The following is a 17,083-nucleotide window of genomic DNA, read 5'->3' as shown; positions in this document are numbered from 1 at the left end:
TTCCCCTTTACTATTTGTTCCTGTCTATAAATATATTAGGTATTCCGAGTGCCGATGGTGTTTATTGTAAGTCTTGCTGGGTAAGATAACAGATAAACAATTATTTTTTCGGCTGATTATAAACAAATGTATGTTTGCAAGAAGTAATTTTATTGAATTTCTGTAGCCTCAAAAATACATTCCTGAATATTGAAATACAAGTTATCTGTTGCTTTCAGACTCCATGGAAAGAGTCGGACATGCAGCTGTTTATGCGGCTGGAGGGTTGCTTGTATCGGAAGTACTATTTTATGTTTGACTGCTACCGGACGTTGGGCTTCTCCAATATCTGTACGTGGATAAAAGTCTTTTCCTCTTGCATAGGCTGCCCGATAACAGATATCTCCATCTAACATGAAAGACACTTGTTTGACAAGCAAAGTCTTGTCTTTGCTCTCTATTATGATTTCTACATACCGGTTGGCAGCTTCATCAATATCTGCTGGCCAGTTTGCTCCTGTTATTGTATATTTTCCCTCATTGAAAGTAATTCCTTTCATTCCGGTAACTTTCCCCTGTATTGTGATATTTTGACTGTTTGTTACTTCTTTGCATACAGCCTGTACCGGAAGTTTACGGCAATTGTCCCCATAACTGATTGTCACATAATCGGAGACTGTATTAGCTTTTCGAGGAGTGTAATGCAGGTAAAAACATTTGTTCCACAGTTTTCCGTTGGTGTAAGTGAGTACGAGTTCATTCTTTTCGTCCTTTGATTCTGGAGAATCCGTTAACGTCATACCCTCTGGAGCTTTCACTTTTAATGTACCCTGCTGGGGAGATAAATGTAGTCCAGTCAGGTCAAAGCATCTCGTGGCTTTGTCACCTGCATATATCGTATCAAAATTAATCAGGGTAGGGTTCAATATTAAAGGAACATTGGTACGTATATATTTTTTTAGGATATCTTTTTCTCTCAAACCTTCTGCCGCAAGTTCTGCGTAGCATGCAGCTCCGGTAGCTTGTGTATGTGTTCCGTCAGTGGGAACATATATCTGTTTTACCGTAGCTGTTTCTCCTAATTGTTCCACAAAGGCTTTCGTTGATGCTGTCATGTCTACGACTGGAACGTGCCGTTCTTGTGCTACATACTTCATTACTCGTACATAATTTAATGTAGAGTCATCGGGAGCGATACTCAGATCGTGGCATCCTTTCGGGCTGATTGTTCCGTCCTTCTGGAAATATCTTCTTACAATGGGAGTCACGAATATCGGTTTACCTCCCAACGAACGGGTTTCATCCACATATTTTTCCAAATAAGATTTATAGGTAGTCCATGGAGCAGTACCTCTTCCGTCTGCACCGTCCTTTCCTCCTTCCTTTTCATCATTATGTGCAAACTGAATCAAGACATAGTCGCCTTTACGAAGATTGTTCTTTACCTTCTCCCATCTTCCTTCCTGATAGAATGAACGTGAACTGCGTCCTCCCCGGGCGTAATTAATTACTTCTACTTCTGGATAGAAAAATTCCTGAAACATTTCTCCCCATCCGCGTGTACGGGTTGTATTTTCTACATAATCGGCCATTGTTGAGTCACCAATGGTGTGTACTCGTACTTCTTGTGCTGAAAGTAAAATGGTACTATATAGCCATAATGCTCCCAGACTCCAGTATTTTCTTTTCATTGCGTGTTTTATTTGTCTTTGTTGAATAAGTTATCTTTCTGACTAGCAGTTGAGGGTATTCCTACATACCCGCCTAGGTTACAATTCTTAATGCTGATTGTTTCTGTATTCGAGAAACTTAGTCCTATTCCTGCTTTATCTACATTTACATTTTCGAATGTTACATGATGAATAGGTTTGGCAAGGGTACCCTGCAAGACAATAGCTGCCGCCGATGCTTTTTTACAACTGATATCTTTTACGTAGATATTGCATACTTCAGAGTAATGGTTGTTGTCCATTCCTTCTCCTGCATACATCGAAGTAACGTAGAATAAATCTTCCACTTCACCAAACTGGCAATTGTTTACATAGATGTTACGTAGAAATCCTCCACGGTCAGGATTGGTTTTCATGTAGATACCTCGTTTGCAGTAACCTCCATATGTGCAATTTTCGATAAATATATTTTGCACTCCGGATGACATTTCACTGCCTAATACTACGCCGTGCAGTCCTTTAAACTTACAGTTACGTATGATGATATTTTCTGAAGGTCTGTTTGTGTTCCATCCGTCGTTATCACGTCCACATTTTATGGCTACGTTGTCATCGCCATTGTTGAATTCAATATTTTCTATCAAAAGATTACGTGTATACTCAGGATCTATACCATCATTGTTTACAAGTTTGGCGTCATAACGGATATTTCGGCAAATAATATTTTCTGATTTCAGCAAGTGAATACACCAGAAGGGTGCGTTAGTGATGAATACTCCTTCTATCGTGATATTCTTGCAGTCGAAAAACTGTATTAGCTGCGGGCGGAGGTAGAATCCTTCACCAAAATTACGTTCTTCTATGGAAACTTCCTTGTGATTCATATCTCGGCTTAATTGCTGGCCTTTCTTCTGTTGGCTTTTCCATGTAGCAAAAGTTGTACCGGCATTTCCGTCTATTGTGCCTTTACCGGTGATAGAGATATTCTTGAGCTGGTAACCGTAAATGAAGGGGCTGTAATTTTGCAGAAAAGTACCTTCCCAACTTGTTTTTACGACGGGTAAGTAGTAATGAGGGTCTGGTGAGAATTTCAGAGTTGCACCTTCTTGTAATTCAAGGCAAACATTACTAACGAAATGGATTGGTCCGTTTAGTAAGTATTCACCGCTTGGAACAATAATGCGTGCCCCTCCCATTTGAGAGGCACGCTTCATTGCTTTATCGAAAGCTGGCTTGCAGTCTTTCTTTCCATCGCCTTTTGCCCCAAAAGAAAGGATTTTCAAACTCTTTTGAGGCATTTGGGCTCCTGTAATTTCTGATAAAATTGAGTCACGTTTTGCTATCCGTATACTATCATTAGCGTATGCCATATACGGAAGCATGGCGATTAATAAAATAATCGCCAGTTTCAAGCGTTTGTGTAGTTTCATAGTGTCGTGTGTTATTGTGTCTGAATGTTTCTTTTTATCTCATCAGTGTTTTGGTTACTTCACCGATGTACATCGTATATTGTTTTGATGTATCTGCATTCTGGTTCAGCGATTTCAGCTCTTCAGCAGTCATCTTTTGTGACATTGCTTTTTTGCATTCTATTACAACGCTGGCCTTGCTGTTGTCATCTGTATAGAATGAGATTTTATAGGTGTCACTTTGTTCCATCAATGCTGTAGCAGCAATACGACTTTGATCTATCAGCAGGTAAGATACGTTCTTATTGAACATTTTTCCGAAACCACTCCAGTTGTCTGCTTTAATCTCAATTTCTTCACCATTTGAAGCTGTCAGAGTGATACGTCCTAGCGCTGCTATTTCGTTTAAATTGCTTGGTAACTGTTCCAGTCCAACCTCTTTCAGTTCGGCAGATGCGTTTATTTTTATTGCAGGCTGTAATTTCTGCATCGGAACACTTTGTGGAGCTGCTTCTGGAGTAGTATCTAAGAATTTTTGTCCTAATGCAGAAGCTGCCGACTGGAATAATTCATCTTTTAGATCGATAGTTTCTCGTCTGAACTTACCACAAATAGGGACCAGTTTGGTCTTCTTTTTGTTCAGAGCCATATCATCTGTAATCCATTCTTCAGCTGAATATTTTTCTCCACCGTCTCTTGCTTCGTCGTACCAATAGCGGATGCGGGTCATCATCAAATCACATTTACCGTCTTTTGTATTAATTAAAAGCTGGTAGTAAATACGTGTGCGGTCAAGGGATAAGGCTGAAGAAGAAAATATAATGTATTCTTCTGCGGATGCGGCTATAACTCCTTCTTCTTCATTTGAATATGAAACATGGCTATACAACTTACCATCGGGTTTGAAACGACCTTTTGCCCAGTCTAGCATTTGATTGAAAATGTCTGTTTTTGATAATCCAGGAGCATTGATTTCTTTGGTAAAAGCTACTCTGCCATCGATTGTTGTAACGGCTCCTGTCAGATATTTCGGGTTGGAATTATCTTTTTTATCTTTTGCCATACTAATTATCGGCAAACACATCAGTAGGATAAATAAAATTTTTTTCATGGTAAATCTCTATTTGTTTTTCTAATTTTTACTGTAAGCAAATATACAGATAAAAAATATAGGAAGACAAGAGATACCTGCTAAAAAAAAGAAATGGCTGATAAATAAAAAATATTCACTACAATTCATACATGCTTAGAAATAGGTTCTAATTTAAAGCATTGTATGAACTATAGTGAATATATATTTAATTCCTTTTATTTAAAAGAAATATTTATTTTACTGGAATTTTGTCAATTCTTGCTTGATGGCGTCCACCTTCAAAGTCTGTAGTGAAGAATTCTGACATGATTTTATCAGCCATTTCTGTGTTGATAAAACGTCCTGGCATAACGAGTACATTTGCATCATTGTGCTGGCGAGCCAGATGTGCAATTTCTGGAATCCAGCAAAGTGCAGCGCGGATACCTTGATGTTTGTTCAAGGTCATTCCTATGCCTTCTCCACTTCCACAAATGGCTATACCTGGATAACACTCTCCAGCTTCTACTGCAAGAGCCAGAGGATGAGCGAAATCCGGATAATCACAACTGTCGGTACTATATGTTCCGAAATCTTTGTACTCCCAGCCTTTTGCTTCCAGCCATTGCTTAACATATTGTTTTAGTTCAAATCCGGCATGGTCAGAAGCTAGTCCTATTACTTTCATTATAACATTGCTTTTACTTGGTTGTATACATTTTCTGCAGTGAATCCCAGTTTTTCGTCCAAAACTTTGTAAGGAGCAGAGAAGCCGAATGATTCCAGTCCCCAAACCTTACCGTTGTGTCCTACTAATCCTTGCAAGTTTACAGGCAATCCGGCTGTTAATCCGAATACCTTTGCACCTGTTGGGATAATACTTTCCTGATATTCTTTGCTTTGGCTGCGGAACAGACCTTCTGAAGGAACAGAAACAATACGAAGTTTTACTCCGTCTTTGCGCAACAATTCAGCACCAGCTACCAGTGTAGATACTTCTGAACCTGAAGCTACTAATATTACATCTTGATTTTCATCTGCACCAGCTACGATATAAGCACCTTTTGCTGTTTGAGTATAGTCTGTACCTGCAGGAAGATTTGCAATATTCTGGCGAGAGAAAATCAATGCAGTAGGAGTTGCTGTATTTTCCATTGCCAGTTTCCATGCTTGAGTTGTTTCTTCAACATCAGCAGGGCGGAGAACCAACATAGAATTGTGTCCTTTATGGTTCTTCAGTTTTTCCATCAGACGAATTTGAGCTTCTTGTTCTACTGGTTCGTGAGTAGGACCGTCCTCACCTACACGGAATGCATCGTGAGTCCAGATGAACTTCACAGGCATTTCCATCAAAGCAGCCATACGTACTGCTGGTTTCATATAATCAGAGAATACAAAGAAGGTTCCACAAGCAGGGATTACACCTCCATGCAGTGCCATACCGATACAGCAACAAGCCATAGTCAATTCAGCTACACCAGCCTGCAAGAAAGCACCGGTAAAGTCACCTTTCGTAAAGGCATGTGTTTTCTTTAAGAAACCATCAGTCTTGTCTGAGTTTGAAAGGTCAGCCGAAGCTACTATCATATTTTCTACCTGAGTAGCCAATACTCCCAAAACGGTAGCCGAAGCAGCACGTGTTGCAGCACCAGCCTTTTGTTCGATAGCTTCCCAGTTTATCTTTGGAGCCTGATTTGAGAACCAGAATTCCATTTTGGCAGCCAGTTCAGGATGTGCTTTTGCCCATTCTGTTTTTGCTGCATAGCGTTCTGCTACGATAGCTTTAAGTTCTTCGCGACGAGCAGCATACAATTCTGCCACTTCAGGGAATATTTGGAATGGGTTTTCAGGATCTCCTCCTAAATTGTTGATTGTATTGATATAAGCGTCACCTCCTAATGGAGCACCATGAGTTGCACAATTGCGTTCATAGCTTGATTTGTCTGCTTTCAAAGCGCCTTTACCCATTACGGTCTTACCGATGATCAAAGTCGGCTGATCTTTTACAGCTTTTGCTGCTGTCAATGCTTCACGGATTTCATCGGCATCATTTCCGTTGATAGTAAAAACTTTCCATCCCCATGCTTCGTATTTTTTTGCTACGTCTTCGTCTGTAACAGCATTACATTCGGTAGAAAGTTGGATATCATTTGAGTCGTAGAACATGATAAGATTATCAAGTCCCAGGTGTCCGGCTAAACGTCCGGCTCCTTGAGAGATTTCTTCCTGTATACCGCCGTCTGAGATATAAGCATAGATTGTCTGATTCATTACATCTCCCAAACGTGCTTTCAAGAATTTAGCTGCAATGGCTGCACCAACAGCAAATGTATGACCTTGTCCCAATGGGCCAGAAGTGTTTTCAATGCCACGCATAATATCTACTTCTGGATGTCCAGGAGTAGGGCTTCCCCATTGACGGAATTGAGCCAGTTCTTCTAATGTGAATTTTCCGCTCAGGGCCAATACTGAGTATAGCATTGGTGACATATGTCCCGGATCGAGGAAGAAACGGTCGCGACCTTCCCAACGTGGATTTTCGGGATCATAAACGAGAAATTCAGAAAACAGTACATTTACAAAGTCTGCACCACCCATTGCGCCACCCGGATGACCGGAATTAGCTTTTTCTACCATAGAAGCAGCCAAAATACGAATGTTGTCGGCTGCACGGTTCATTAGTTCTTTATCGTTTTTCATTATTGGATATGTTAGTTTATGCAAAGATAGTAATATTCTTTAAAATGTAACTATTTTTATTTTTAAAAGCTGGTAAACTCAAGGGTTGCGTAATCTGATTCAAGGGTAAGATGCTTGCCATCTGCTTTTATGACATTGAATGTCGTTTCCAGACTATTTATGCCATACGGCTGAAGTTTGCTTATCGGATATATGATTTCACCCTTTTCGTTTTTATCTATTCCTACTCGTATACCGTCATCTCCTGTAGAGTAGCGATGTACAAAGTCTTTCATTACAACTTTTTGTTTGTTGTTTTCGTAAGAAAATCTGCCAATGAATGTACCATAGCTATGTGTACATTGCTTTTCTGCTACTTCTACGACCCATAGCTGGATGCTGAAAAACATTCGTTGACAGTCTTTATGGACGACGCCGTCTTCGTGTGTAGTGAACTGTTCCAGCCTCCACATGCCTTCTATATTTCGGTCTATCGGCTCTTTTTGGCATCCGCTAAATGTTATGCAAAGCAGTAGTATAGTTATATAAAATATACTTTTCATTGTTCTATATATAAATGAATATTATTCTTCGACTTTATAATATGCTTCCTGTTTTCTTTATGCTAAGCATTCCTCCGGTAGAGTTGCCGAGGTAATTACCGCGGTCCAGTCCCATGCTGACTGATGTACTCCATCCTTTTGCCCACTGAGGGCTGTACGTTACTTCATACAGTGAACTGAACTGTTTTCGTTGCTTGTCAAGAGGAGTACTGTAAGTTCCCCAGTGGCGGGCAAAAGAAACTAAAATGCGATAATTCCATTCGTCACTCGGATTACCTTCTATGCCTAGATGATTTGCTCGTACTCGGTTGCTTTTAAAGGTTATTTTCCCATCTTTATTATATATAGGTCCGGGTAGGAGAGGGTTTCCCATACCTTGTCCCCAGTGCTGCCATGCTTGATAGCAGTAATTATTGTAATAATTGTCTCCTGCACTGATTTGATAACCTAAACTGCCTGCAAATGAGTCATATAAAATTGGTCCGGTCTGATCTTTTGTAGACATACCTTCCCATAATATAGAACTTACCCACCGGTTCTTTGGCAATGTAATTTCTATGCCTATCTGTCCGTCTTTCCAGCGTCCATATTGCCAGAACATTTGTGAGTGGTCATCGAAGAAATGTTCCAGATAGGCACGAAACTTCCAGTCTTTCAAATAATAGTTTATAGCAAAGTTCCAGCTACCCAGATGATTGCCTTCTACATTTACCTGATCTCCCCAAGGTGTATCACTTCCACCGCTCATTGGAACAAAAGCTTTGAAAAAACTCTTTAAACCATCAGGCATGTCGGTAATCAGCTCACTTGTACCGTCACTCTTCTTTTTTAGCTGGTCGCCTGCAAATTGGGTTGCCATGAGTAGACCAAACTCAAATTCAGCAGGAAGTTTTTTTCGGTTACCGATTCGGAACATCAGGGACTTGCTATGATAATAAATATTTTTACCATAGGTGTTTCCTGCTGACACGAAACTTTCCTGCCATCCGTTATCGGTAAACATTCCGTATGCTAAATGTCCTTTCAGCGAGAGCCATCCTTTGGTTCCGGGAATAGCTACATATTCTGCTATTTCTCCACGGACTTGAGGTACTGGGCGTGCATTGGCGCCTTCTACCATCATACCACTACTCAGGCGTTCATTCTTTGTCAGAGGAAATCCCAGACGTTCTTTGCTTCCAACACTTAGTCGGAGAAATTTCCATGAGAAATCAGCAAAAGCTTGCTGAATAACAAAATCAGCTGTCTGATTAGCTGTCGCTGCTACATCCAGTCCTGCCTGTATCTGCCAGTTATGGCGTAATTCTTTATCAAAATTTATTCCTGCACGGACATAGCCGCTATTAGGTTCTACACTTGAAAGTCCGTAACGGTTTGAGGTTAGCCACAATGGGGCATACGTGCCATTTGATACATTTCCGCTTGCTTCCACCCGATAGGTTAGTATGGAGTCTGCTGTCTGTGCATGCATAGTTCCACCCAGACATAACATCGCAAGCCATGTACTGATACATTTGTAAGTCATTGATAATTGATTTGATAAATGTGAATGCAAAGTTAAAACTTTTCTGTCAGTAAACCAAACACGGGATTTGCTGGGCTGTTTGAAACTAACAGAAGCGTTATTATTAAGAACAAACAACTATAGGCTATTGTTGTACTGAGTGTAAAATTTGATATGAGTATAAATAAAATCTCCTCCATGTTTGATACGTGGAGGAGATTTCTTGACTCTATCTACGAATAAAAGTCTTCGTATAAGATTTAATAAAATTCTATTCTGCGTAAAAGATTACTCGAATAATTCATTAGCAGATTTTGCGAGCTCCATTGCTGATTACTACATCATATACTTTAGGGCTGCGGCCGAATTTTTCTTTGAAGCGTTCTTTGGCTGTGATGATGAATGTTTCGTAAAGTTCATTTTTCACCAAGTTGATAGTACAACCTCCGAAACCACCTCCCATAACGCGAGAGCCTGTTACACCACAATCGAATGCTACATCGTTCAAGAAATCCAGTTCTTCGCAGCTTACTTCATACAATTTACTCATACCGTGGTGAGTTTCATACATTTTCTGACCTACGGTTTCATAATCATTGCGTTCAAGAGCTTCGCATACATCAAGTACGCGCTGAATTTCTTCGATTACATATTCTGCTCGTTTATAATCTTCTTCGCTTACTTCTGCTTTTACCTCTGCAAGCATTTCGAGAGTAGCGTCACGCAAGAATTCAACGTTCGGATATTTTTTCTTTAGTGCAGCTACTACGTTTTCGCAACTCTGGCGGCGTTTGTTGTAAGCTGATGAGGCAAGTTCGTGCTTAACAACAGAATCAACCAAAACCAGACGATAGCCTTCCGGACGGAATGGGAAATATTGATATTCCAATGAACGACAGTCAAGACGCATCAAGCTGCCTTCTTTACCGAATACAGATGCAAACTGGTCCATAATTCCGCAGTTTACTCCGCAGTAGTTGTGTTCTGTAGCCTGACCTACTTTCGCAAGTTCAAATTTATCTATTTTGTTGTCGCCGAATAAATCATTCAGAGCAAAGGCAAAAGTAGATTCGAGTGCAGCAGAAGAAGACATACCAGCTCCCAGAGGAACATCGCCTGCAAATGCTGTATTGAAACCTTTTACATCTACTCCTCTCTTTATCATTTCGCGGCATACGCCAAAAATATAACGTGCCCAGCTAGCTTTAGGTGCATCTTCTTCATTCAAACCAAATTCTACATAGTCTTTCAGGTCAATAGAGTAAGCACATACTTTATTGGTGCCGTTTGGTTTAATTTCTGCCATAATACCTTTGTCTACAGCTCCCGGGAAAACAAATCCTCCATTATAGTCTGTGTGTTCTCCTATCAGGTTGATGCGTCCGGGTGATGCATAAATACTTCCGGTTGTACCATCGAAATGCTTGATGAAACGGCTTCTTACAAATTCTATATCCATAGTGGTAAAAGCTTAAAAGGTTAATATTGTTTTAGTGAGAAACTAAAAAATGATGAATGAAGACTTCTTTAACAAATAGTGATAATCTTCATCCATCATTTTCGTCTATCATCTTATTATTCAACAGGGATATCTTTATTTACATTTTTGCAACCTACTAATCCGTAGAACAACAGATAAGCTAACATTGCAATGATAAGCCAGTAACTATTCATGTAACCAGCTGAGTCTGAGATGAACTGCTGTATCAATGGCAGGATTCCACCACCTACAACCATCATCATGAAAATTCCTGATGCCTGTGCTGTATATTTACCCAATCCTTCTACAGCGAGGTTGAAAATACCTCCCCACATGATTGATGTGCAAAGTCCGCACAATACAAGGAACAGAGCGCTCAGAGGTACAGATGCCATCTGGAAACCATTGTCGGCGCTATAGCCCGGCATAGATACTGTAACTTCTTTCGGAGTAAAGATAGCGATAAGGATAAAACAGATAGCAACTATTGATACTGTGATAAGCTGTACACGGCTTGATACTTTACCGCTGATGACACTACTTGCCAAACGTCCAACCAGCATCAATAACCAGTAAATTGCAGCGATAGCTCCACCGATAGCGGCACCGTCTGTAAGCAGACCAGCTCCTTTTTCTGTAGAGTCTGCTAAATAGAAGTTAAGTGTTCCCGGGATACCAATTTCGATACCTACATAAATAAAGATACCGATAACACCTAGTACAGTGTGACGGAAGCTCCATGGGCTGTGAAGGTGTTGTTCTTTTTGAACTTTACCTTTACGCAAGTGAGGTTCTGGAATGCTGACAAAAGAAATAATGATGAATGTGAAGATAAATACACCCATTGCGATGAAAAGCAACGGAGCTACATCCGACATTGCAGTCTGAGGAGTTACACTGCCGATCAATACACCTACGAAAAGCGGAGTAAGAGTACCTGACAATGAGTTCAGTGCACCACCTGCCTGGATTAACTGGTTTCCTTTGTTACCACCTCCACCTAACAGGTTCAACATCGGGTTTACTACAGTATTTAACATACATACGCAGAAACCACAGATGAATGCTCCCAGCAGATAAATGATAAAGTTTAATTTAATAGTGTATTCACCCATTGAGAACACTGAAACATCAGCGCCTACCAAGCTTGAAATATACTGGGTGAGCAAGCCGAAGAAACCTACTGCCATTGCAATCAGGGCAGTTTTCTTATAACCAATTTTTACAAGCATATTTCCTGCCGGAATACCCATGAACAAGTATGCAAGGAAGTTCATCATGTTTCCCATCATACCCAGGGTGTTTGCACCGGCATATTGGTTTTTCCAAATCGTTCCGAAAGGTGCTGCAAGATTAGTGACGAAAGAGATCATCGCAAAAAGAAAGAACATCGTAATAATTGCGATGAGATTGCCATTCTGTTTTTGTTGATTCATGGTTTTGTTGATAATATAGGGTTAATAAATTAGGTTAGTTCTGTTTCATTAAATTATTGCTCTATTCCGAATTTGTATACGGTAACTTGATGGTATACTTCTCCAGGATTAAGGGCTGCAGAAGGGAAATGACCTTTATTTGGTGTATCGGGGAAATGTTGTGCCTCGAAACAGATTGCACTACGTGCGGGGAATGTAGCTCCATGCCATCCAGCGAAACCACTGTGCCAGTTGGCTGTGTATACTTGTACGCCTGGTTCGGTGGTATAAACTTCAAGAGTACGACCGCTGATTGGTTCTACGCATTTGGCAGCAAATGTCAGTGTTCCTGCTTCTTGCTTATTGATTACATAATTATGATCGTATCCAGCTCCATAAACAAGTTGTTGGAACGGTTCGTTGATACGGCTTCCTATAGTATGTGGAGTGCGGAAATCCATTGGCGTTCCTTCTACTTTTAGTATTTCTCCGGTAGTAATAGAAACTTCATCAATCGGAGTATAAAAATCAGCGTTGATAGTAACTATATTGTTTTCTACACTGGCGGTCGGTGTTGCCAGACCAGAAAGGCTGAAAAATGCGTGGTGAGTAAGATTGACAATTGTACGTTTGTCTGTTGTTGCTGTATAAGTAAGAACTAATTCGTTCTGATTGGTAAAAGTGTAAACAACTGTTATATCAAGGTTGCCTGGGAATCCTTCTTCTCCATCCTCTGAAAGATAATGAAGTGTTACACTTTGTTTGCTTGTTTGCTGGGCATCCCAAACGCGTGCATGGTAGCCAGTCGGTCCTCCGTGAAGTGAATTCGGACCATTGTTGATTGTAAGTTTGTATTCTTTACCGTCAAGCTGGAATTTTCCTTTGGCTATACGGTTTCCGTAGCGTCCGATTAATGTACTTAAGAAAACTTCCGGGCTATTGATTACACTTTCTATATTGTCATGTCCTTGTACGACATTGGCCAGTTTCCCATTTTTATCAGGAACCATAATGGCTAAGATAGCACCTCCATAGTTGGTGATTGCCATTTCAGCACCGTTGTCGTTTGTCAAGATAAATAAATCAGTTTCTTTGCCTCCGATATTTTTCTGGAAATCGGTTCGCTTTAAGCCGCAAAGGTTATTTTCGTAATAAAATGTGTTATTCATAATTTTTTATATCTGTCGTTATCTTTTTATGACTTGTAAATGTATGCAAATAAAAAGATTTTATTCAAGATACACAAACAAATCTGTTATTTTATTCTTTAGGTAGGCAAGTCGAAAGCAAATCGGCAACGATAAAACTACTTCCCCCTACAAATATAAAGTCATCTGTTTCTGCATCTTTTTGCGCAGAGGCTAATGCTGTTTTTACATCGGGATAAGCTTCACCTTTCAGGCCAAATGGAATTGCCAGTTCTTTTACTTTATCGGCTGGTAGAGCACGTTGTACACTTGCTTGAGTAAAATAGTAAATGGCGTTTTTAGGAAGCATTGCCAGTACTCCAGTAATGTCTTTATCATTTACCATTCCGATTACAATACGTAGTTGTTTATATTTTTGGCAGGATAATTGTTTTACAATGTATTGTATCCCTCCTACATTATGTCCTGTATCGCATATTACAGTAGGATGTTCCGATAATTTTTGCCAGCGTCCCATTAATCCGGTCAATTCACAGACATGAGCAAATCCGTTCCGAATATCTGTTTCGGAAATATGGTAATTCAATTTTTCTAGCTGATGAATAGCCGAAAGTAAAGTATTGGTGTTCTTCTTCTGACAAAATCCTCCCAGTTCACCTTTTAAGTCTTTAAGAGAGCTTGTCTGGTAAGTATATTTTCCATCTTCGTCTTGGAATATATCTGTTAGCAGATGCTCTTCTTCAGCAAAAATGATTGGGGCGTTAACTTCTGCTGCCTTATGTTGGAAAACTGATTTTGTTTCGGGAGTTGTTTCACCAATTACTACTGGTACGGATGACTTGATAATTCCTGCTTTTTCGCCTGCTATTTTTTCTAGCGTATTACCAAGAAATTGCACATGATCGAAACTGATATTGGTAATCAGACATAAATCTGGATGAATGATATTAGTGCAGTCCAGTCGTCCTCCCAATCCTACTTCTATAACAGCTACATCTACTTGCTGGCATGCAAAATAATGAAATGCCATTGCGGTAGTCAGTTCGAAAAAAGAAGGGTGAAGCGGTTCGAAGAAAGAACGATGTTTTTCCACGAAGTCAATAACGAAGTCTTGTGAAACAGGAATCCCGTTTATGCGGATACGTTCACGGAAATCGACCAGATGAGGAGATGTATATAGTCCCACACGGTAACCTGCGGACTGAAGGATTGCTGCTAATGTATGCGAACATGAGCCTTTGCCGTTTGTTCCAGCTACGTGGATAGACCGGAACTTCTTGTGTGGATGTCCGAAATATTCGTCGAGTGCCAGTGTGTTTTCTAATCCTTCTTTGTATGCTGCCTTTCCTATATGTTGAAATAAAGGAGCGCTATTATATAAATATGCTAGAGTTTCCTGATAAGTCATTTATGTCTGTTGTTTTTTGTCGTGCAAAGATAAATCATTTATTGACATAATATATCAGTACCACCATGGATAATCATTTTTTCTTCCCTCTATACCTATACTGAAAGAGCTGCTTTCGCCTACCTTAAAATTAATCATGCCTCCGATACGGTCGGGTGCATAGTTTGGCAGAGGATAATAATAAGGTGGACGTTGAGGTGTGAAGGATTTGTTCCCATAGGCGTAAATACAGATTCTGTCGGTCAGTTTATATGCTGCTACTCCTGCAATTCCTACCGTATGATATCGGAGAAATCCCCAGTCCATATTGCTGGCATAAAGTCCTCCTGCCACACTGAGGCGTTCGGTGATAGGAACAGCATACATAAATGCTGCATCTTGTCCGAATCCTACTCCAGATGGAGCATATTTGCTGGGGCTGAATGTCAGATTCAAGCCAATGGAAGCATTGAAGCCTTTGTGCAGTTGCCATGTGGCATAACCATAATCGAATGGGGTGATACCATACATACCAAAGGGCTGTATATATCCTGTTTGAGGAATAGGGGATACCAACGGTACATCAAGGCTGTCTTTTATCATTGTAGTTTGCGTAGCTTCAGGAGAAGGAGCAATGTCTTTTTCCTTTTCTGTCTGTGAAAAGATTTTGAAAGGGAATAACAAGATGAGTAGTATCAGGTATATTTGTTTCATGTCAGCGTTTTTTACATTTATCTTTTACCAAAGATACGGATATTCTTGTATGTCGCATGACAGGAGCAACAGAGATTAACGCAGATTAACGCAGATTTATATGAAAAAAGGTGCAACATAGCCTTTCTCATTATACAATGAATGCTATGTTGCACCTTTTTGTTGTATGTGAAATATTAATCGAACAAGCTTCTGAACTTTTTGAATATCTTTTCTTTTAAGCTCATATCTGGTTTAAAGCTTTCCGATTCCTGCCATTTTTCCAAAGCTTGTCGTTCTTCTTTGGTCAGACTTTCAGGAATATATACACTTACATTTACCAGTAAATCTCCAGTTCCGGTACTGTATCCATAACTGTTAATGTTAGGTAATCCTTTTCCTCGCAGGCGAAGCACCTTTCCGGGCTGTGTACCCGGCTCGATTTTAATTTTAGCTTTTCCGTCGATAGTCGGAATCTCTACGGTTCCTCCCAGTGCGGCAGTAGGTACACTTAACAACAGGTTGTATATCAGGTCGCTTTCATCACGAATTAGTTCCGGATGTTTTTCTTCTTCGATAAGAACTAACAAGTCTCCGGCTACTCCGTTGTGCTTTCCTGCATTACCTTTACCGTTCATGGTAACTTGCATTCCTTCGGCTACACCTGCTGGAATTTTTACAGTAACTACCTCTTCGCCATATACGATACCTTCACCGCCACATTCCTTACATTTATTTTTGATGATTTTACCTTCACCGCCACACTGAGGACATACGGTTTGGGTTTGCATCATACCAAATATGCTTTGTTGTGTACGGGTAACGCTTCCTGTACCGTGACATGTAGGACAAGTTTCTACACCACCGTCACCTTCTGCTCCTGTTCCATGACAATGTGAACATTGAACATATTTCTTAAGCTTGAATTTCTTTTCAACTCCAGTTGAGATTTCTTTTAAGTTTAGCTTGACCTTTACACGTAAGTCTGATCCCCGGAATTTACGCTGGCGGGTTTGTCCGCCACCGCCTCCAAAGCCGCCGAAACCTCCATGTCCACCGAAGATATCGCCAAACATAGAGAAAATGTCATCCATAGACATACCCTGTCCGCCAAAACCGCCAAAGCCTCCAGCTCCAGCAGCTCCATCTACTCCAGCATGTCCGAACTGGTCATAACGTGCACGCTTGTCTGGATTGCTTAGTACTTCATAAGCTTCTGCAGCTTCTTTAAATTTTTCTTCTGCTTCTTTATCTCCTGGATTTTTATCAGGATGATATTGGATTGCTTTCTTACGGTATGCTTTTTTTATCTCGTCTGCTGAAGCTGATTTGTCTACGCCCAGCACTTCGTAATAATCTCTTTTTGCCATAATGATAAAAACAAGGATTAGGAAATTACTGTGCTACAACAACTTTTGCATGGCGAATAACTTTGTCGTTTAGCTTGTATCCTGTTTGGACACAATCTAGAACTTTACCCTTCTGTGTTTCGTCCGGAGCAGGAACCAATGCTATTGCTTCATGAAAGTCGGTGTCGAATGTTTCTCCTACCGGTTCCATCTTTTGCAGACCTTCTTGTGCGAGAACTTTCAGGAATTTCTGTGAAATAAGGTCTATACCTTCATACATAGCCTGTACATTGTCGGCTTTCTGCATGTTTTGTAAGGCACGTTCTAAATCATCAAGAATAGGAAGAATTGCGCTGATTGCTTTTTCTCCACCATTCTTAATTAATTCAGCTTTTTCTTTCATTGTACGTTTGCGGTAGTTGTCGAACTCTGCAGAAAGTCTTAAATATTTATCTTTTTGGTCTTCGATAGTTTGCTTAGCTTCCTCTAATTCTTTTTCCAGCTTTTGTTCAGCAGATGGCTCTTCGCACTGTTCTTCTGTGTTAGAAGTTTCTTCTGTTTGAGTTTCGGTTTGTTCCGATGCTTCTTCTTGTTGAGCCTTCAATACCTCTTCTTCTTGCGGATGATGATTTTTTGTAGTCATGATAATATCTATTTTTATTTATTTCTTAATACAAACGTTGCATATAATTATTCTTCGACTTTCTTACAAATTTCGTGCCTGAATGAATAAAA

At 40.1% G+C, this 17,083-nt stretch carries 14 protein-coding genes; all 14 read right to left on the bottom strand.

The genetic code is table 11. The features are described from left to right. Positions 1-149: 149 nt before the first annotated feature. Positions 150-1,670 carry a rhamnogalacturonan acetylesterase gene (locus ACDG22_RS14470; protein WP_270669206.1) on the bottom strand — a complete coding sequence of 507 codons (1,521 nt, stop codon included), beginning with the start codon at positions 1,668-1,670 and terminating at the stop codon, positions 150-152. A gap of 8 nt (positions 1,671-1,678) precedes the next feature. Then, on the bottom strand, positions 1,679-3,031 hold the full coding sequence (locus ACDG22_RS14465) for a glycoside hydrolase family 28 protein (RefSeq protein WP_370859012.1): 1,353 nt from the start codon (positions 3,029-3,031) through the stop codon (positions 1,679-1,681). Between the two features lie 82 nt (positions 3,032-3,113). Next, on the bottom strand, positions 3,114-4,169 hold the full coding sequence (locus tag ACDG22_RS14460) for a DUF4468 domain-containing protein (RefSeq protein ID WP_270230807.1): 1,056 nt from the start codon (positions 4,167-4,169) through the stop codon (positions 3,114-3,116). Between the two features lie 214 nt (positions 4,170-4,383). After that, positions 4,384-4,818 carry a ribose 5-phosphate isomerase B gene (gene rpiB, locus ACDG22_RS14455; RefSeq protein WP_007570839.1) on the bottom strand — a complete coding sequence of 145 codons (435 nt, stop codon included), beginning with the start codon at positions 4,816-4,818 and terminating at the stop codon, positions 4,384-4,386. Next, positions 4,818-6,830, bottom strand: a complete 2,013-nt coding sequence (locus tag ACDG22_RS14450; RefSeq protein ID WP_007570838.1) for a transketolase family protein — start codon at positions 6,828-6,830, stop codon at positions 4,818-4,820. The genes rpiB and ACDG22_RS14450 overlap by 1 nt, the downstream gene beginning before the upstream one ends. A 62-nt stretch (positions 6,831-6,892) precedes the next feature. Beyond that, the gene (locus ACDG22_RS14445) at positions 6,893-7,372 is read right to left on the bottom strand and encodes a lipocalin-like domain-containing protein (RefSeq protein ID WP_270212852.1); all 480 of its coding nucleotides are present in this window, start codon (positions 7,370-7,372) and stop codon (positions 6,893-6,895) included. 34 nt (positions 7,373-7,406) lie between these two features. Next, positions 7,407-8,897 carry a capsule assembly Wzi family protein gene (locus ACDG22_RS14440; protein ID WP_302559864.1) on the bottom strand — a complete coding sequence of 497 codons (1,491 nt, stop codon included), beginning with the start codon at positions 8,895-8,897 and terminating at the stop codon, positions 7,407-7,409. Between the two features lie 283 nt (positions 8,898-9,180). Next, complete coding sequence (gene galK / locus ACDG22_RS14435) at positions 9,181-10,335, bottom strand: galactokinase (protein ID WP_007570835.1); 1,155 nt, start codon at positions 10,333-10,335, stop codon at positions 9,181-9,183. 116 nt (positions 10,336-10,451) lie between these two features. Beyond that, positions 10,452-11,792: an MFS transporter gene (locus ACDG22_RS14430; protein ID WP_270212851.1), complete on the bottom strand. Its 1,341-nt coding sequence runs from the start codon at positions 11,790-11,792 to the stop codon at positions 10,452-10,454. Between the two features lie 53 nt (positions 11,793-11,845). After that, positions 11,846-12,940, bottom strand: coding sequence for an aldose epimerase family protein (locus ACDG22_RS14425; RefSeq protein WP_007570833.1), 1,095 nt, complete (start codon positions 12,938-12,940; stop codon positions 11,846-11,848). A 91-nt stretch (positions 12,941-13,031) separates the two neighbouring features. Then, on the bottom strand, positions 13,032-14,327 hold the full coding sequence (locus tag ACDG22_RS14420; protein WP_007570832.1) for a bifunctional folylpolyglutamate synthase/dihydrofolate synthase: 1,296 nt from the start codon (positions 14,325-14,327) through the stop codon (positions 13,032-13,034). 54 nt (positions 14,328-14,381) lie between these two features. Continuing rightward, positions 14,382-15,020, bottom strand: a complete 639-nt coding sequence (locus ACDG22_RS14415; protein ID WP_370858942.1) for a hypothetical protein — start codon at positions 15,018-15,020, stop codon at positions 14,382-14,384. Between the two features lie 176 nt (positions 15,021-15,196). Beyond that, the gene (dnaJ, locus tag ACDG22_RS14410; RefSeq protein WP_007570830.1) at positions 15,197-16,369 is read right to left on the bottom strand and encodes a molecular chaperone DnaJ; all 1,173 of its coding nucleotides are present in this window, start codon (positions 16,367-16,369) and stop codon (positions 15,197-15,199) included. A 25-nt stretch (positions 16,370-16,394) separates the two neighbouring features. Further along, positions 16,395-16,991, bottom strand: coding sequence for a nucleotide exchange factor GrpE (locus ACDG22_RS14405; protein WP_007570828.1), 597 nt, complete (start codon positions 16,989-16,991; stop codon positions 16,395-16,397). Positions 16,992-17,083 lie beyond the last annotated feature (92 nt).

The organism is Phocaeicola coprocola (assembly GCF_041333015.1).
Taxonomy (GTDB): domain Bacteria; phylum Bacteroidota; class Bacteroidia; order Bacteroidales; family Bacteroidaceae; genus Phocaeicola; species Phocaeicola coprocola.
Note: the sequence above shows the minus strand (reverse complement) of the source record. Positions and strands in the feature narration are given on the sequence as shown.